General features: G+C 70.4%; 13 protein-coding genes and 1 pseudogene. 12 read left to right on the plus strand and 2 right to left on the minus strand.

What is annotated here, in order from left to right; genetic code table 11:
• Positions 1-6: 6 nt before the first annotated feature.
• From VSO01S_RS16710 to VSO01S_RS16725, 4 genes are all read left to right on the plus strand, one after another.
• Complete coding sequence (locus VSO01S_RS16710; protein WP_068643940.1) at positions 7-393, plus strand: hypothetical protein; 387 nt, start codon at positions 7-9, stop codon at positions 391-393.
• An 85-nt stretch (positions 394-478) separates the two neighbouring features.
• On the plus strand, positions 479-1,711 hold the full coding sequence (locus tag VSO01S_RS16715) for a TolC family protein (RefSeq protein WP_068643941.1): 1,233 nt from the start codon (positions 479-481) through the stop codon (positions 1,709-1,711).
• Entirely contained in the window at positions 1,708-2,970 is a 1,263-nt protein-coding gene (locus VSO01S_RS27190; RefSeq protein WP_153305288.1) for an efflux RND transporter periplasmic adaptor subunit, read from the plus strand. The genes VSO01S_RS16715 and VSO01S_RS27190 overlap by 4 nt, the downstream gene beginning before the upstream one ends.
• Positions 2,967-6,128 (plus strand): efflux RND transporter permease subunit, encoded by a 3,162-nt coding sequence (locus VSO01S_RS16725; RefSeq protein ID WP_068643942.1) that lies wholly within the window; start codon positions 2,967-2,969, stop codon positions 6,126-6,128. The genes VSO01S_RS27190 and VSO01S_RS16725 overlap by 4 nt, the downstream gene beginning before the upstream one ends.
• 28 nt (positions 6,129-6,156) lie before the next feature.
• Here VSO01S_RS16725 and lipP1 read toward each other — a convergent pair whose 3' ends face one another.
• The gene (gene lipP1, locus VSO01S_RS16730) at positions 6,157-7,125 is read right to left on the minus strand and encodes a LipP1 family hormone-sensitive lipase (protein ID WP_068643943.1); all 969 of its coding nucleotides are present in this window, start codon (positions 7,123-7,125) and stop codon (positions 6,157-6,159) included.
• A gap of 112 nt (positions 7,126-7,237) precedes the next feature.
• Between lipP1 and VSO01S_RS16735 the strand changes: the two genes are divergently transcribed.
• From VSO01S_RS16735 to VSO01S_RS16775, 8 genes are all read left to right on the plus strand, one after another.
• The gene (locus VSO01S_RS16735; protein WP_068643944.1) at positions 7,238-7,705 is read left to right on the plus strand and encodes a CopD family protein; all 468 of its coding nucleotides are present in this window, start codon (positions 7,238-7,240) and stop codon (positions 7,703-7,705) included.
• 25 nt (positions 7,706-7,730) lie between these two features.
• Complete coding sequence (locus VSO01S_RS16740) at positions 7,731-9,053, plus strand: RNA polymerase sigma factor (protein WP_068643945.1); 1,323 nt, start codon at positions 7,731-7,733, stop codon at positions 9,051-9,053.
• A 71-nt stretch (positions 9,054-9,124) separates the two neighbouring features.
• Positions 9,125-10,087 (plus strand): rhodanese-like domain-containing protein, encoded by a 963-nt coding sequence (locus tag VSO01S_RS16745; protein ID WP_068643946.1) that lies wholly within the window; start codon positions 9,125-9,127, stop codon positions 10,085-10,087.
• A gap of 977 nt (positions 10,088-11,064) precedes the next feature.
• The gene (locus tag VSO01S_RS16755; protein WP_068643948.1) at positions 11,065-12,690 is read left to right on the plus strand and encodes an acyl-CoA carboxylase subunit beta; all 1,626 of its coding nucleotides are present in this window, start codon (positions 11,065-11,067) and stop codon (positions 12,688-12,690) included.
• A 17-nt stretch (positions 12,691-12,707) separates the two neighbouring features.
• Complete coding sequence (locus VSO01S_RS16760; protein WP_068643949.1) at positions 12,708-14,684, plus strand: acetyl-CoA carboxylase biotin carboxylase subunit; 1,977 nt, start codon at positions 12,708-12,710, stop codon at positions 14,682-14,684.
• Positions 14,685-14,727: 43 nt separating this feature from the next.
• Positions 14,728-15,648 (plus strand): SDR family oxidoreductase, encoded by a 921-nt coding sequence (locus VSO01S_RS16765; protein ID WP_068643950.1) that lies wholly within the window; start codon positions 14,728-14,730, stop codon positions 15,646-15,648.
• Positions 15,649-15,675: 27 nt separating this feature from the next.
• Positions 15,676-16,836, plus strand: a complete 1,161-nt coding sequence (locus VSO01S_RS16770; RefSeq protein WP_068643951.1) for an acyl-CoA dehydrogenase family protein — start codon at positions 15,676-15,678, stop codon at positions 16,834-16,836.
• Positions 16,833-17,999, plus strand: a complete 1,167-nt coding sequence (locus tag VSO01S_RS16775; RefSeq protein WP_068643952.1) for an acyl-CoA dehydrogenase family protein — start codon at positions 16,833-16,835, stop codon at positions 17,997-17,999. Before VSO01S_RS16770 ends, VSO01S_RS16775 begins: the two co-directional genes overlap by 4 nt.
• A 13-nt stretch (positions 18,000-18,012) precedes the next feature.
• On the opposite strand, the pseudogene VSO01S_RS27550 reads toward VSO01S_RS16775, so the two are convergent.
• A pseudogene (locus VSO01S_RS27550) lies at positions 18,013-18,297 on the minus strand (hypothetical protein); the annotation flags it as partial.

The raw sequence follows: 18,297 nt of genomic DNA on the forward strand, positions 1-18,297 counted from the left end.
GGCCCCATGTCTCGCCGAAGACTCCATCGCCTCTCGACCGCCATCCTGGTGGCGCTGTCGCTGCTGTTCGCGCAGCTGGCGCTGGCGAGCTACGTCTGCCCGACACAGGCGGACACCGAGGCGGCCATGGCGCAGAGGATGGCCGCCGGCGAACCCTGCCAGGGCATGGACAACCAGCAGCCCGTGCTGTGCCACCAGTACGCGGCAGACCCCGGCAAGACCTTCGAAGCCGTCAAGCTGCCGGCGGCCTCGCTGCCGGCCGTGATCCTCGTGCTCCAGGCGCCCAAGAGCCTGGACGGCCATGAAGCCCGCCCCGTCCCGGTGGCGGCGGCCGACAAGGCGCGGCCGCCGCCCGACCCGCTCTTCCTCTCCACGCTGCGCCTGCGCGTCTGATCCGCTGCGTCGACCCATCGGCGCTGGCGCCGCGGCACCTGGTTGCCGCGCGCCAGCCGTGCCTTCATGCGTCCACGGAGCGTTCATGCCCACATCCATCTTTCGGGCGGCTGGTCTGGCCGCCCTCCTCCTGCCGGGCATCGCCTGCGCAGAACCCTTGTCCTTCGACCTGGCCCTGAGCCTGGCCGCCCAGCGCTCGGAAGCCGTCCGGGCCGCCCTGGCTTCGGCCTCGGGCGCCCGGGAGGCCGTCCATTCGGCGGGCCAGCTGCCCGACCCGATGCTGCGCGCCGGCATCGACAACCTGCCCGTCACCGGCGCGGACCGCTTCAGCACCACCAGCGAGCCGATGACGATGAAGCGCATCGGCATCAGCCAGGAATGGCTGTCGGCCGACAAGCGCGCGGCCCGCGAAGGCGCGGCCCGCGCCATGGCCGAGCGCGAAGCCGTGCAGGCCGACATCGCGCAGGCCGATGCCCGGCTGCAGGCGGCCCTGGCCTATGTGGACGCCTGGTACGCGGGAGAAAGCCTGAAGCTCACCGCGCAGGCCGAACACCACCTGCACGAGGAGCTGGCCGCTGCGCGCGCCCGCCTGGCCGCTGCAAGCGCGGGCAGCGCCGAGGTCCTCCAGCTCAGCTCGGCCCAAGGCATTGCGGAAGACGAAAGCGAGGAAGCGCGGCAGCAGCAGGCGGTGGCGCTCGTCGCCCTGGCGCGATGGGTGGGGTTCCGTCCGAAATCCCTTGCGAGCGCACCCACCTTCCAGCTTCCGGCCGAGCCCGACTACCTGGCCCGGCATCCGGCCATCGCGTCGCTCGACCGCGCGGCCGAAGTCGCGCGGCGCAACGCCACCGTCGCCGCCAAGGAGCGCACGCCGAACTGGACCTGGGAAGTGGGCTATGGCCAGCGCACCGGCTTCTCGGACCTGGTGTCGGTGGGCGTGAACATTCCGCTGCAGGTGGCGCCGGCGCAGCGCCAGGACCGCGAGAGTGCGGCCAGGCTGGCGCTGGTGGACAAGGCCGAGGCGGAACTTGCCGAGGCCACCCGCAGTGCAGCAGCCGACTACCGCGCGCAGGCCAGCGACGCCGCGCGCCTGCAGCAGCGGATCGAGCGCTGGGGCAGCGCCGTGGCGGCACCGGCCCGGCAGCGCACGGCCGCGGCCCTGGCGGCCTACCGCTCCAGCCCAGGCTCGCTGTCCACGTTGTTCGAGGCCCGCCATGCCGAGCTCGAAGCCCAGCGCAAGCTGCTTGCGCTGCAGCGGGAGCTGGCCAGGGCGCAAGCCCAACTCATGTTCAAACCGCTCGCCCAAGGAGTCGCCCCGTGAAGCGCACCGCCCTCATCGCATCCCTCGTCGCGGCCGGCGCGGTCCTCGCGGCCGGCGGCTACTTCATCGGCCGATCCACCTCGCAGCGCGGCGCCGCCATGCCGGCGGCGGCGCCCGCATCCGCCGCGCCCGAGGCCGAGCGCAAGGTCCTCTACTGGCACGACCCCATGGTGCCGGGCCCGCGCTTCGACAAGCCGGGCAAGTCGCCGTTCATGGACATGCAGCTCGTGCCGGTCTATGCGGACGAGAACAGCGACGCCGGCGGCGTGAAGATCAACCCGGCGATCCAGCAGAACCTTGGCGTGCGCACTGCGACGGTCCGGCGCACGGATGCGGGTTCCTCGTTCGACGCCGTCGGCTCGGTGCAGTTCGACGAGCGCCTGAATGTCGCGGTGCAGTCGCGCGTCGGCGGCTATGTCGAGCGGCTGTCGGTTCGCGCGCCGATGGAAACAGTGCGAAAGGGCCAGCCGCTGGCGACGATCTTCGCGCCGGACTGGCTGGCGCCGCAGAACGAGTGGCTGGCGCTGCAGCGCGCCGGCGCGAGTGCGGACATCGTGGCTGCGGCGCGCGAGCGCATGCGGGCCCTCTCCATTCCCGACGCGCTGGTCCGCCAGAGCGAGAAGGCGGGCGCTGCGCAGGCGCGCTTCACCCTCGCCGCGCCCTCCTCGGGCGTGGTGGCGGAGCTGGGCGTGCGCGAAGGCATGCAGGTGTTGCCCGGCGCGACGCTGTTTCGCATCGCCGGGCTCGAGACCGTCTGGGCGGTGGCCGAAGTGCCGGAGGCACAGGCCATTCGCCTGGCGCGAGGCCAGAAGGTGAAGGCAGCGCTGCAGGCGGACGCATCGCAGACTTTCGAAGGCGAGCTCAAGGAGCTGCTTCCGCAGGTCAACGCCAGCACGCGGACGCTGCAGGCGCGCTTCGAGGTCGACAACAGGGCGGGCCGACTGACGCCTGGGATGCTGCTGCGCCTGCACATCGGCGGGCCCGCCGTCTCGCGCCTGACCGTGCCGGCCGAAGCTGCCATCCGCACGGGCACGCGGGCGGTGGCCATCGTGCGCAAGGACGCCGGCCGTTTCGAGCCGCGCGAGATCGTGCTGGGAGCCGACCTCGGCGACCAGCTGGAGGTGATCGATGGCCTGCGCGAAGGCGAAGAGGTGGTCGCGAGCGGCCAGTTCCTCATCGATTCGGAGGCGCGGCTCAAGTCGGTGCTCGGCGCCATGTCGGCGGCGCAGCCGGCCACCACCACCGGAGGCACGAAGTGATCGCCGCGCTTATCCGCTGGTCCATCGGCAACCGCTTCCTGGTGCTGGCCACCACGGTGTTGCTGGTGGCAGCCGGCCTGTGGTCGGCCGCCCGCACGCCGGTCGACGCCCTGCCCGACCTGAGCGACGTGCAGGTCATTGTGCGCACCACCTACCCCGGCAAGCCGCCCCAGGTGGTCGAGGACCTGGTCACCTACCCGCTGACCACCACGATGCTCGGCGTGCCGGGCGCCAAGACGGTTCGCGGCTATTCCTTCTTCGGCGACTCCTTCGTCTATGTGCTGTTCGACGACGGGACCGATCCGTACTGGGCGCGTTCGCGGGTGGTCGAGTACCTGAACCAGGTGCAGGCCCGGCTGCCCGCCGGCGCGACGGCCGCGCTCGGCCCCGATGCCACCGGCGTGGGCTGGGTCTACGAATACGCGCTGGTCGACCGCACCGGCCGGCACGACATCGGCCAGCTGCGCGCATTGAACGACTGGTTCCTGAAGTTCGAGCTGAAGACCGTGCGCGACGTGGCCGAGGTCGCCAGCATCGGCGGCATGGTGCGCCAGTACCAGGTGGTGCTCGACCCGGACCGCATGCGCGCGCTCGGCGTCACGCAGGGCATGGTGGCCGAGGCGCTCAGGAAGGCCAACCAGTCCTCCGGCGGCTCGGTGGTGGAGCTGGCGGAGGCGGAGTACATGGTGCGTTCGCGCGGCTTCCTCGCGTCGCTGGACGACTTCCGCGCCATTGCGCTGGCGGTGAGCGGCGCGACGCCGGTGCTGCTGCGCGATGTCGCCACCGTGCAGGTGGGGCCGGAGATGCGCCGCGGCATCGCGGAGCTGGACGGCCAGGGCGAAGTCGCCGGCGGCGTGGTGGTGATGCGCTCGGGCAAGAACGCGCGCACCACCATCGAGGCGGTCAAGGCCAGGCTGGAAGCGCTCAAGCCCAGCCTGCCCCGGGGCGTGGAAGTGGTGGAAACCTACGACCGCTCCCGGCTCATCGACCGCGCCGTGGACAACCTGCGCGAAAAGCTGGTGGAGGAATTCATCGTGGTCGCGCTGGTGTGCGCGGTGTTCCTTTTCCATCTGCGCTCGGCGCTGGTGGCCGTCGTGACGCTGCCGGTGGGCGTGCTCGCGGCTTTTGTCGTGATGCATTGGCAGGGCATCAGCGCCAACATCCTTTCGCTGGGCGGCGTCGCCATCGCGCTGGGCGCCATGGTCGATGCGTCGGTGGTGCTGGTGGAGGCGACGCACAAGCGCCTGGAGCATTTCGAAGCGCAGCACGGGCGCCGGCCGTCCGCGGCCGAGCATTGGGAGATCGTGGCGACTGCGGCAACCGAAGTTGGGCCGGCGCTGTTCTTCTCGCTGCTGGTCATCACGCTGTCCTTCCTGCCGGTGTTCGCACTCGAGGCGCAGGAGGGCCGGCTGTTCTCGCCGCTGGCATTCACCAAGACCTATGCCATGGCGGCCGCGGCCGGCCTGTCGGTGACGCTGGTGCCGGTGCTGATGGGCTACCTGGTGCGCGGTCGCATTCCGAAGGAGACGGCCAACCCGATCAATCGCTTTCTCATCGGCATCTACCGGCCCGTGCTGGACGCGGTGCTGCGCTTCCCGAAAGCGACTTTGCTCGCGGCGGCGCTGGTGCTGGCCGCCACGGTGCTCCCCCTCATGCGCCTCGGCGGCGAGTTCATGCCGCCGCTGGACGAAGGCGATTTGCTCTACATGCCTTCGGCCCTGCCCGGCCTTTCCGTCTCCAAGGCCTCGGAGCTGCTGCAGCAGACCGACAGGCTCATCAAGACCGTGCCCGAAGTCGAGCGCGTGTTCGGCAAGGCCGGCCGCGCGGACACGGCCACCGACCCGGCGCCGCTGGAGATGTTCGAGACCACCATCCAGTTCAAGCCGCGCCAGCAGTGGCGCGCAGGCATGACGCCCGAGAAGCTGGTCGCGGAGTTGGACCGCACGGTGAAGGTCCCCGGCCTGTCGAACGTCTGGGTTCCGCCCATCCGCAACCGCATCGACATGCTGGCCACGGGGATCAAGAGCCCGGTGGGCATCAAGGTGGCCGGCGCCGACCTGGCGGTGATCGACAAGCTGGCCCTGCAGATCGAGGCGGCCGTGCGCGGCGTGCCGGGCGTTTCGTCGGCGCTCGCGGAGCGGCTGTCCGGCGGCCGGTACATCGACGTCGACGTGGACCGCCATGCAGCCGCACGCTACGGCCTGTCGGTCGCGGACGTGCAGGCCGTCGTCTCCACCGCCATCGGCGGCGACAACGTGGGCGAAGTGGTGCAGGGCCGCGAGCGCTTTCCGATCAATGTGCGCTACCCGCGGGAGATCCGCGATTCGCCCGAGCGGCTGCGGCAGCTGCCTTTTGTCACCGACAAGGGCGCGACGGTGCTGCTGCGCGACGTGGCCCGCATCTCCATCCAGGAAGGACCGCCGATGGTGCGCAGCGAAAACGCGCGCCTCTCGGGCTGGGTGTACGTGGACGTGCGCGGGCGCGACCTTCGCTCGGCCGTGCGCGACATGCAGGCGGCGGTCGGCCAGCAGGTCGCGATGCCCGCCGGGTACGCGGTGTCATGGTCCGGCCAGTTCGAGTATCTCGAGCGCGCGACGCAGCGGCTGAAGGTGGTGGTGCCCGTCACGCTGGCGATCATCTTCATGCTGCTCTATGTGCTGTTCCGTTCGGCGGCCGACGCGGCGCTGGTCATGGCGGCCGTGCCGTTCTCGCTGGTGGGCGGCTTCTGGTTCGTGTGGGCGCTCGGCCATGCGGTGTCGGTGGCCACCGTCATCGGCTTCATCGCCCTGGCCGGCGTGGCGGCCGAGTTCGGCGTGGTGATGCTGGTCTACCTGCAGAACGCATGGCAGCAGCGCCTGGCCGCGGGCGAGCCGGCCACGGAAGAGACGCTGCTCGCGGCCATCCGCGAAGGCGCGGTGCTGCGCGTGCGGCCCAAGGCGATGACGGCCGCGGTCATCATGGCGGGCCTGCTGCCCATCCTGTTCGGCCACGGCACGGGCTCGGAGGTCATGACGCGCATCGCCGCGCCCATGGTGGGCGGCATGGTCACGGCGCCGCTGCTGAGCATGCTGGTCATGCCGGCCGCGTGGTACCTGGTGCGGCGGCGGCAGCTGCGCCCGGCGGCAGCCTTCAGCCTTCCGCGCGCCAGCTTCGGTTGAATGCGTTGGGCTGCTGCGGGCGCCAAGTCTAGGTGGCAGCCCGCAGCGCCTTGCGCAACTCCAGCGCGCACAGGCTCACGGCGGTGCCCGACTCGTCCAGCACCTTTCCCATGAGGATGAAGCCGTGAATCATCCGCTCGAAGTTCACCAGCACCGTGCGCACGCCCGATTCGGTCAGGCGCTGCGCGTACTGCAATCCTTCGTCGCGCAGCGGGTCGTAGCCGGCGGTGATCACCAGCGCCGGCGGCAGGCCGCCCAGGTTCTTGTGCAGCAACGGCGAGGCGCGCCAGTCCATGTCCTGCGCCGTGCCCTCGCCCATGTAGTGGTCGTGGAAGTAGCCGATGGTGTCGCGGGTGAGCACGTAGCCGTCGCCGTTGGTGCTGTGCGAGGCGGCGCAGCGGCGCATATCGGTGGCGGGGTAGATCAGCAGCTGGAAGCGGATGGGGTGCGGCAGGCCTTCGCCCTGGCCGGCATCGCGCAGTGCCAGGCAGACCACGGCGGCCAGGTTGCCGCCCGCGCTGTCGCCGCCCACCGCGATGCGGGCAGCGTCGAGCCCCAGGGCCTCGGCCTGCCGCGCGATCCAGCGCGTGGCGGCCACGCAGTCGACCACTGCGCCGGGGAAAGGATGCTCCGGCCCCATGCGGTAGTCCACCGCCACCACCGCGCAGCCCGATTCGTCGGCAAGCTGGCGGCACAAGGTGTCGTGCGTGTCCAGGTCGCCGATGACCCAGCCGCCGCCGTGGTAGTACACCAGCACCGGCAACAGGCCGTGCTGCTTCTCGCGCGGCACGGGTGAATACAGGCGCAAGGGAATGGCGCCGGCCGGCCCCTCGGCCGCGAGCGATTCGATGCGCGCCAGCGCCGGCGGCTCCGGCTGGGTGAAGCTGCGCCGTTCGCGGTACACACGCCGCGCTTCCTTGGGCGTCAGCGTATGGGTAGGTGGCACGCCGCGCGCGGCCAGCAGGTCGATGAAAGCGCGGGCCTGGGGATGCAGCATGGCGTGTCTCCTGGATGGACGTGTTCGGTCAGAGGTATTGGATGCCGGCCAAGCTTACTTGACATGGATCGAATGCAGCCGATGATCCAGGCCCCGCATCCTCCTTGTCGCCATGCCCTTGCTCGCCACACCCATTCTTCTTTGCCTTCACCTCCTGGCCGCCACGCTGTGGGTGGGCGGCATGGCCACCTTCCATGTCGCGGTGCGGCCCGCCGCGGTGGACACACTGGAGCCGCCGCAGCGCCTGCGCATGCTGTGCGGCGCGCTGGGCCGCTTCTTTCGCTGGGTGACCGCGGCCATCGTGCTGCTGCTCGCCACCGGCTTTGCGATGGTGCAGCTGGCCGGTGGCATGGGCGCGTTGCGCTGGCATGTGCATGCCATGCTGGGCATCGGCGCCGCGATGATGGTGATCTTTGCCGTGATCCGGCTGCGCCACCATCCGCTCATGGCAGAGAAAGTGGCCGCGGGCGATTGGAAGGCCGCCGCCGCCGCGCTGGCCCGCATCCGGCAGCTGGTGTTCATCAACCTGTGGCTGGGCGTGGCGGTGTTCGTCATTGCCGTGGTCGGCCGCGCGCTGTGACTTTCGAGCGATGGGACGCGGCGCAATGACGAACGCCGCGAACAGCAACAGCGACGACAAGGCCGTACGCCGCGCCATCGCCGGCGTGTGGCCCATCGAGTCGGCGCGCATCGTCGCAGTGGTGGCGCGCATGGTGCGCGACGTGGGCGTGGCCGAAGAACTCGCGCAGGACGCGCTGGTGTCGGCCCTGCAGCAGTGGCCCCGCGATGGCCTTCCCGACAACCCGGCGGCCTGGCTCACGGCGGCGGCCAAGAACCGCGCGCTCGACTGGCTGCGCCGCAGCCAGATGATGGAGCGCAAGCACGAGGAGATCGCCCACACCATCGAGGCGCTGGGCGGCGAAGCCGTGGCGCCGGCGCCGGACGAGGCCGCCGACGAGGACATCGACGACGACCTGCTGCGCCTGATCTTCACCGCCTGCCACCCGGTGCTCACGCGCGAGGCGCGGCTGGCCATGGCCCTGCGGGTGCTGGGCGGCCTGACCACCGACGAGATCGCGCGCGCCTTCCTGCTGCCCGAGCCGACCATCGCGCAGCGCATCGTGCGCGCCAAGCGCAGCCTGCGCGATGCCAAGGTGCCTTTCGAGGTGCCGCGCGGTGACGAACTGGCGCCGCGCCTGGCCTCGGTGCTGGAGGTGATCTACCTGGTGTTCAACGAAGGCTATTCCGCCACCGCGGGCGACGACTGGATGCGCCCCGCCCTGTGCGCCGAGGCGCTGCGCCTGGGCCGCGTGCTGGCCGAGCTGATGCCCGCCGAGCCGGAGGTGCATGGGCTGGTGGCGCTGATGGAGATCCAGGCATCGCGCTCGGCCGCCCGCACCGACCGGCAGGGCGCGCCGGTGCTGCTGATGGACCAGGACCGCTCGCGCTGGGACCAGCTGCTGATCCGCCGCGGCCTGGCCGCCCTGGCCCGCGCCGAAGGCCTGGGCGGCGCCAGGGGCTCGTACGCGCTGCAGGCCGCCATTGCCGCGTGTCACGCCCGCGCGCTGCAGGCGGCCGACACGGACTGGCAGCGCATTGCCGCGCTGTATGGCGAGCTGGCGGCGGTCGAGCCCTCGCCGGTGGTGGAGCTCAACCGCGCCGTGGCCGTCTCGCGCGCCGCCGGGCCGGCCGCCGCGCTGCCGCTGGTGGACGCGCTGGCCGCCGAGGGCACGCTGAAGAACTACCACCTGCTGCCGGCCGTGCGCGCGGATCTGCTGCAGGGCCTGGGGCGCCTGGACGAGGCGCGCAGCGAGTTCGAGCGCGCGGCGAGCCTGACGCGCAACGTCCGCGAGCAGGCCTTGCTGCGCGCCCGTGCCGCCGCCTGCGATGCCGACTCGCCCTCTGCTGCATCTTCTTCTGCAAACTAAGGCATCTGTTCGCCGATGCTATTTGCCCGGGGCTGCGGGGCTTTGGGCGATCCACGAAAATTGCGCACACCATGCACGAGCTTCTTGAACTGGCCACGCAACATGGCGTGTCGGTGGTCTTCCTGGCCACGCTGGCGGCGCGCCTGGGTGCGCCCGTGCCGGCGTCTGCCGTGCTGGTGGTGGCCGGTGGGCTGATCGCGGCGGGCGAACTCTCGCTGGCCGCGGTGCTGGCCGTGGCCGTGCTGGCCAACGTGCTGGGCGACGGCGCGTGGTACTACGCCGGCCGGCGTTTCGGCTACCGGGTGATGCGGCTGCTGTGCAAGGTCTCGATGTCGCCCGACTCGTGCGTTCGCCGCAGCGAGACCCTGATCACCGACTGGGGCGGCACGTCGCTGCTGGCCGCCAAGTTCGTGCCGGGCGTCTCGGTGGTGGCGCCGCCGATGGCCGGCGCGCTGAAGATGCCGCTGGCGCGCTTCACGATGTTCGATGCGGCCGCGGGGCTGGTCTGGGCGGGTGTGTTCGTGGCGCTGGGCTGGGTGTTCTCGCAGCAGATCCAGGAGGTGCTGGACGCCATGGCCAACGCCGGCGGCGTGGGCGCGGCGCTGCTGGTGGCGCTGATCGCCATCGGCGTGGGCGTGCGCTGGTGGCGCCGCCGCTCGGCACTGCGCGACCTGAACGTGGAGCGCATCGGCGTGCATGAACTGCGCGACCTGCTGGCCGGCGAGAACGAACCGGTGGTGATCATCGATGTGCGTTCGGAGGCCGCAGCCGCCATCGACCCGCGCCGCATTCCGGGTGCGGTACTCATTCATCCGAACGGCATTGAACACCAGCTGGACCAGCTGCCGCGCGACCGCCAGATCGTGCTGTATTGCGATTGCCCGAACGAGGTGTCCGCGGCCAAGGCGGCTGCCGTGCTGACCCGCCACGGCTTCGTGCGCGTGCGGCCGTTGCGCGGGGGCTTGCAGGCGTGGATGGAGATGGAGGCGGCCGATGCTGCGGCCTCGTCGGGGCCGGCGGTGATCGCGCCTTGATTTTTGTCGGCCGTTCAGGTCGGCTGGGTATTTGTTCGTTGCGGGCGGAGCGCGGCAGGCGCCAGGGGCCGTGTTGAAAGCGGACGCTCAGGCTGAATGGACGACTGGCAATGACAGTGCCCACTGCGCGTACCTTCGGACATGCGGCCGGTCACTGGTCGTTGCGCTCTCGCAGGCACGCAAGGTTTGCGCCCTGTCCAGATGGAGCGCAAGTCGCAGTTGGTCCTTGAACTGTTCAGAGAACTCACCCGACTCGAGTCTTTCCAGGATGCAGGCCAGGAGCTTCGTCCGGCTCGTGCGGCCCAACTCGACGTGCTTCAAGCGGCGGCACATCATCGCCCTTGCCCGGCCATGCCAATGGCCTTTCGTTTCAGCGAGTACGAATGCAACGCAGTAGTCAACGGCCACTGGCTCCTGACCAATCAACCGGTCCGCCAGCGTATGAAGTTCCCGCTTTGAGAGAGTGAAAAATTCGGCGTGTTCGACGGGGACTCGTGCCATGAGCAGGCTCAATGAAAGAGAACGCGAAACTTCGACCGCAAGCGCAGATCGCCAGCATGCCACATCCGTCCCGAATCTCCCGCACAACCACGGAGCTCCCCCGGCAAAGGCCTGCGTGCCTCTGGGCGGCGGCGCGCCCTCTCGGGCGCCGAGCAGCGCAGCGGAGCCGGCCCGCTTGTGTGTGCCGAAGGACACACACAAGCTTCGTCATCTAGCTTGCGGCAGCTGTCTGAGCGCAGTGAACGAAGTGAACGAAGCGAGTTCTGCCGCAGGGCCGGCTCCGCGAGCAGCGCAGGGCAGTCGGCGCTGAAGGCGCCGACCGCCCGAGTGGGCGCGCCGCCGCCCAGAGGCACACAGACCTTTGCCGCCCCGCCACCTCAATCCACTCATAGCCAGTTACCGCAAGCCCCGCCCACCACCACCGCCTAGAGTCCAAAGGCAAGCACCCAGCGCCGCAGCCAGCCAGCAGCACGCCCATGCCCGCCATCATCGACTCCAGGCTCAACCCCCTCGACCCCTCGTTCCAGGCGCAGCGCGCCAGCATGCTCGCCCTGCTGGAGCAGGTCCGCACCCACGAAGCACGGGCCACCGCCGCCTCGCAGGCCTCCGCCGAACGCTTCGCCAAGCGCGGCCAGCTGCTGCCGCGGGAACGGATGGCCCTGCTGCTCGACCCCGGCGCGCCCTTCATTCCCCTTTGCACCCTCGCCGGCCTGGGCCGCGACAACCCCGACCTGGACAAGAGCGTGCCCGGCGGCGGCATCGTGGCGGGCATCGGCTACGTCTCGGGTGTGCGCTGCATGGTGTGCGCCTCCGATTCCGGCATCGACGCCGGCGCGCTGCAGCCCATGGGCCTGGACAAGCAGTTGCGCCTGCAGGAGATCGCGCTGGAGAACAAGCTGCCCTATGTGCAGCTGGTCGAGAGCGCTGGTGCCAACCTCATGGCCTACCGCGTCGAGGAGTTCGTGCGCGGCGGGCAGATTTTTCGTAACCTCGCGCGGCTCTCGGCCGCGGGCCTGCCGGTGGTCACCGTCACCCACGGCTCGTCCACCGCGGGCGGCGCCTACCAGACGGGCCTGTCGGACTACATCGTCATGGTGCGGGGCCGCTCGCGCGCCTTCCTCGCCGGCCCGCCGCTGCTCAAGGCCGCCACCGGCGAAATCGCCACCGAAGAAGCGCTGGGCGGCGCCGTCATGCACACCCATGTCTCGGGCCTGGGCGACTACCTGGCCGAGGACGACCGCGACGCCATCCGCATCGCGCGCGACATCCTTGCCAGCATCGACTGGGAGCGCAGAGACGGCAACGGCGACGCGCGTGCCTTCGAGCCGCCGCGCCACCCGGCCGAGGAACTGCTCGGCGTCATGCCTTCGGATGCCAAGCGCCCGGTCGACATGCGCGAAGTCATCGCGCGCATCGCCGACAACTCCGAGTTCCTGCCCTTCTCCGAGAGCTACGGCAGCGCCACCGTGTGCGGCCACATCCGGCTCGAAGGCCATGCGGTGGGCGTCATCACCAACAACGGCCCCATCGACTCCGACGGCGCGGTGAAGGCCACGCACTTCATCCAGGCCTGCTGCCAGAGCCGCACGCCGCTCCTGTACCTGCAGAACATCACCGGCTACATGGTGGGCGTGGCGCATGAAGAGGCCGGCATCATCAAGCACGGGGCCAAGATGATCCAGGCGGTGACCAACGCCACCGTGCCGCAGATCACCCTGCACTGCGGCGCCTCGTACGGGGCGGGCAACTACGGCATGTGCGGGCGCGGCTTTGCGCCGCGCTTCGCGCTTTCGTGGCCCAATGCGCGCACAGCGGTGATGGGCGGCGAGCAGGCCGCAAAAACCATGGCCATCGTCATGGAGGCCGGCATGGCGCGCAAGGGCGCGGCGGCCGACCCGGCCAAGCTGGCCGCCATGCAGCAGCAGATCGTCGAGCGCTTCGAAGCGCAGATGAGCGTGTTCACCACCAGCGCCCTGCTGCTGGACGACGGCGTGATCGACCCGCGCGACACGCGCGCCGTGCTGGCCGAGCTGTTCGCCATCTGCCGCAGCAGCGAGCGGCGCACGCCCCACGCCATGCAGTTCTCGGTGGCGCGGCCATGAGCCAGGCGAAGACGACGATGGACAGCAACATCAAGCGCACGCCATTCCATACGCTGCTCATCGCCAACCGCGGCGAGATCGCCATGCGCGTCCTGCGCAGCGCCAAGGCGATGGGCCTGCGCACGGTGGCCGTGTATTCCAGCGCCGACGCGGATGCACCGCATGTACTGCATGCCGACCGGGCGGTGCACATCGGCCCGGCCGAACCCGCGCAGAGCTACCTGAACATCGACGCCATCGTGGCCGCGGCCCAGGCCAGCGGCGCCGATGCGGTGCACCCCGGCTACGGCTTCCTCGCCGAGAACGCGGCCTTTGCGCAGCACTGCCGCGATGCCGGCCTGGTCTTCGTCGGCCCGTCGCCCGAGAGCATCCGCGCGATGGGCGACAAGGCCGCCGCCAAGCGGCTGATGCAGACCGCCGGCGTGCCCTGCATTCCAGGCTACCAGGGCGAGGACCAGACCACGGCCACCCTGCTTCGCGAAGCCGAAGCCATCGGCTGGCCGGTGATGATCAAGGCGGTGGCCGGCGGCGGCGGGCGCGGCATGCGGCTGGTGGAAGGGCCGCAGCAGTTCGCCACCCTCCTGCAAAGCGCACAGTCCGAGGCGCTGCATGCCTTCAGCGACGCCACCGTGCTGCTGGAGCGCGCAGTGCTCGCGCCGCGCCACATCGAGATCCAGGTCATGGCCGACCGCCATGGCCACGCCATCCACCTGGGCGAGCGCGACTGCTCGGTGCAGCGCAGGCACCAGAAGATCATCGAGGAAGCGCCCTCGCCCGCCGTGTCGCCCGCGCTGCGCCAGCGCATGGGCGAGGCCGCGCTGCAGGCGGTGCGGGCCATCGGCTACGAAGGCGCGGGCACGCTCGAATTCCTTCTGGATGACAACGGCGACTTCTGGTTCATGGAAATGAACACCCGGCTGCAAGTGGAACACCCGGCGACCGAAGCATTGACGGGCCTGGACCTGGTGGCGCTGCAGTTGCGCATCGCGGCCGGCGAGCCGCTGGCGCTGCGCCAGGAAGATGTCCGCTTCGAAGGGCATGCCATCGAGGTGCGCCTGTGCGCGGAAAGCCCGTCGCAGGGCTTCGTGCCGCAAAGCGGGACGATGGACCTGTGGCAGTTGCCCGAATCGCCGCCGCTGCGCGTGGAGCATGCGCTGGCGTCGGGCGCGCAGGTGCCGCCGCACTACGACTCGATGATCGCCAAGCTGGTGGCCCACGGCGCCACACGGGACGAAGCACGGCAGCGACTGCTCGCCGGCCTCGCGGACACGGTGGCATTGGGCGTGGCGACCAACCAGCACTTTCTGCTGCGCTGCCTGGCGCACCCCGTGTTCGCGGCCGGCGGCGCCACGACCGCGTTCATTGCGCAGCATCAGGAGGAACTGCTGGCGGAAGATGCCGGGCAGCAGGCGCAAGCCGCAGCCGTGGCGGCTGCGCTGCTGCAGGCCGGCACTGACCGGCCGCCCTCGCCGCTGGCCCACACCCTCATGGCACCGCTGCGCTTCGAGATTGACGGTCAGGCCCACGCCGCCAGCGTCCAGCGCCTTCCTGACGGCAGCTACGCGGTGGCGCTGGACTCGGCGCAACCCGTCGAGATCGGGCTGCGCTTCCTGGGCCACGGCCAATGGCAGGTACGGCGCCAGGGCGTGCAGTCACCGCTGCGGGCGCTTCGCTCCGGCGAGCGCCTGCTGATGCATTGGGCCGGCCGCGCCTACGAAGTGCGCGACACCTCGCTCGCACCGCCGCACGACACCGGTGCGCACGGCGGCGACGGCCTGCTGCGCGCCGCCATGAGCGGCCGCGTCACCGCTCTGCTGGCCCGCGAAGGTGAACTGGTCGCGGCAGGGCAACCCCTGCTGACACTGGAAGCCATGAAGATGGAGCATCTGCATTGCGCGCCCCGCGCCGGCCGCGTGTCCGCCGTGCACGTGGCCGTGGGCGAGCAGGTGGCCATGCGCCAGGTGGTGGCCGAGGTCACGGTGGCGGCGGCCTGAGCTTCGGCAAAAGACCCTCGAGAACCAACAGGACACACGAGACATGCCTCCAGTTTCCCCATCATCCCTGCACTACCGCTCGGTTTTCGCGCCCGGCCTGTTCGACGGCCAGGTGGCCATCGTCACCGGCGGCGGCTCCGGCATCGGCCGCTGCTGCGCGCACGAGCTCGCATCGCTGGGCGCGCACGTGGTGCTGGTGGGCCGCAAGGCCGAGAAGCTGCAGGCCGTGCAGGCCGAGATCGAGCAGGACGGCGGCCGCGCCAGCCATGCGGTGTGCGACATCCGGAGCGAAGACGCCGTGCGCGCCACCGTGGCCGGCGTGCTGGCCGTGCACGGCCGCATCGACGCGCTGGTGAACAACGCCGGCGGCCAGTACATCGCGCCGCTGGCCGGCATCTCGGCCAAGGGCTGGGGCGCGGTGATCGACACCAACCTGACCGGCGGCTTTTTGATGGCGCGCGAGTGCTTCACCCAGGCCATGCAGCACCAGGGCGGCGCGGTGGTCAACATCGTGGCCGACATGTGGGGCTCGATGCCCAACATGGGCCACAGCGGCGCCGCGCGCGCCGGCATGGTGAGCTTCACCGAGACGGCCGCGCTGGAATGGGCCGCGCAGGGCGTGCGCGTGAATGCGGTGGCGCCGGGCTACATCGCCTCCAGCGGCATGGACCACTACCCGCCCGAAGCCGCCGACATGCTGCGCGCCATGCCGCGCACGGTGCCGGCCGGACGTTTCGGCACCGAGGCGGAGACCTCGGCGGCGGTGGTCTTCCTGCTGAGCCCGGCGGCCGCGTTCATCAGCGGCGCGGTGCTGCGGGTGGACGGGGCCAGGCCGCAGGTGCGCATGGGCTGGCCCATGGCCACGCCGAACGCGCAGGTGCGCCGGCGCACCGCGGTGAAGCCCTTCGACGGCTTCCACCGCGCGGTGGTGCCGCGCATCTTCCAGGGCGAACAAGAGAACTGACGACGACGACGAAAGGCACGCACAGGCATGCACTACACGCACGAACACCTCGAGATCCAGAAGACCCTGCGCCGCTTCATCGACGAGGAAATCAACCCGCATGTGGACGAGTGGGAAGCGGCCGAGGCCTTTCCCGCGCATGAGGTCTTCCGCAAGCTGGGCCAGCTCGGCCTGCTGGGCCTGAACAAGCCGGAGGAATACGGCGGCGCCGGCCTGGATTACTCGTACGCCATGGCCCTGGCCGAGGCGCTGGGCCATGTCGACTGCGGCGGCATTCCCATGGCGGTGGGCGTGCAGACCGACATGTGCACGCCGGCCCTGGCGCGCTTCGGCAGCGACGAACTGCGCCGCGAATTCCTGGCGCCGGCCATTGCCGGCGAGACGGTGGGCTGCATCGGCGTGAGCGAGCCCGGCGCCGGCAGCGACGTGGCGGGCCTGAAGAGCTACGCGAAGAAGGACGGCGACGACTACCTCATCACCGGCCAGAAGATGTGGATCACCAACAGCCTGCAGGCCGACTGGATGTGCATGCTGGTCAACACCGGCGACGGACCGGCCCACCGCAACAAGTCGCTCGTCATCGTGCCCATGGATTCACCTGGCATCGAGAAGGCGAAGAAGATCCGCAAGATCGGCATGCATTCCAGCGACACCGGCCTCATCTACTTCGACAACGTGCGCGTGCCGCAGCGCAACCGCATCGGCGAGGAAGGCCAGGGCTTCGTCTACCAGATGCAGCAATTCCAGGAAGAGCGCCTGTGGTGCGCCGCCAGCTCGCTGGAGCCCATGGACACCTGCATCGCGCAGACCATCGAATGGGCGCAGCAGCGCCGCATGTTCGGCGCCACGCTGGCCGACCAGCAATGGGTGCAGTTCAAGCTGGCCGAACTCAAGACCGAGGTGGAAGCCCTGCGCGCCCTCACCTACCGCGCCTGCGATTTGCATGTGCAGGGCGAGGACGTGACACAGCTCGCGTCCATGGCCAAGCTCAAGACCGGGCGGCTCACGCGCGAGGTGTCCGACACCTGCCTGCAGTTCTGGGGCGGCATGGGCTTCACCTGGGAGAACCGCGTGTCGCGCCTGTTCCGAGACGGGCGGCTGGGCTCCATCGGCGGCGGTGCGGACGAGGTGATGCTGGGCATCCTGGCCAAGACGATGGGCATTGCGAAGCGCCCGCCGCGCGAATGAACGACGATCTGCGTGAAACGCGCGAAGCCCTGGCCGATGCAATCACGCGCTTTGCCAGGAGCGAGATCGCACCCAACGCCACGGCCTGGGACGAAGCCGGCGAGTTTCCGCGCCAGCTCTACCGGCGCGCCGGCGAACTGGGCTTCCTGGGCATCGGCTACCCCGAGGAACTGGGCGGCACGCCCGCCTCGCTCGCGCTGAAGCTGCCGGTGTGGGTGGCACTGGCCCGCCACGGCGCCAGCGGCGGCGTGCTGGCCAGCCTGTTCTCGCACAACATCGGCCTGCCGCCCGTCATCGCCCACGGCTCGCCGGCGCTGCAGCGCGAGGTGGTCCCGGCCGTGCTGCGCGGCGAGAAGATCTCGGCCCTGGCCATCACCGAGCCGGGCGGCGGCTCGGACGTGGCGCAACTGCGCACCACGGCAAGGCGGGATGGCGACCACTACGTCGTCGACGGCGAGAAGACCTTCATCACTTCCGGCATGCGGGCCGACTGGTTCACCGTGGCCGTGCGCACCGACCTTTCGTCCAAAGGCGCGGGCGGCATCTCGATGCTGCTGGTGCCGGGCGACGCACCCGGCGTCCGCCGCACAAAGCTGGCCAAGATGGGCTGGCATTGCTCCGACACCGCGCAGCTGCATTTCGACGGCGTGCGGGTGCCGGCGCACCACCTGCTGGGCAGCGAGGGCGCGGGCTTTCGCATCATCATGGGCAACTTCAACGGCGAGCGCTTCGGCCTGGCCGCCGCGGCGCTGGGCTTCGCGCAAGCCTGCCTGGACGAGGCCCTGGCGTGGGCGCGCCAGCGCAAGACCTTCGGCGCGGCACTGGTCGAGCACCAGGTGCTGCGCCACAAGCTGGTGGACATGCAGATGCGCATTTCGTCCACCGAGGCCTGGCTGGAGCAGGTGGCCGCGCAGGGCGATGCGCTGGCCGCCCAGGGCCGCGCCGATGCGCCGGAGTGGGTGGCGCAGGTTTGCCTCTTGAAGAACCACGCCACGCAAACCATGCAGTTCTGCGCCGACGCCGCGGTGCAGATCCTGGGCGGCATGGGCTACATGCGCGGCACGGTCAGCGAGCGCATCTACCGCGAGGTGAAGGTGATGATGATCGGCGGCGGCGCCGAGGAAATCATGAAGGAACTGGCGGCCAGGCAGCTCGGCTGGTGAACAACGGTGCTGCTCAGCGGCACACCACCGTCGTGCCCACCGGGCGGCAGGTCTTGCCGTCGATGTTCTGGTAGCGGTCCAGCTTGCCGGTGTTCTGGTTGTAGGTGTTGCCCTGCCGGTCGGTGCAGCCGGTGGCGTCGCAGTTGCGGATGCGCGGGCGCATGTCGCGCGGCCGCGCGGGCGGGCGCTGCACGCCGCCGGCATAGGGATACGGATAGGGGTAGTAGCCGTCGGCCACCTGCGGGTCGGCGCCCAGGTCGCCGTCCCAGCGCTGGGCGTCGGTGCGCTCGCTGGGGCC

Origin of the sequence: Variovorax soli NBRC 106424, assembly GCF_001591385.1 — a bacterium.
GTDB lineage: Bacteria > Pseudomonadota > Gammaproteobacteria > Burkholderiales > Burkholderiaceae_C > Variovorax > Variovorax soli.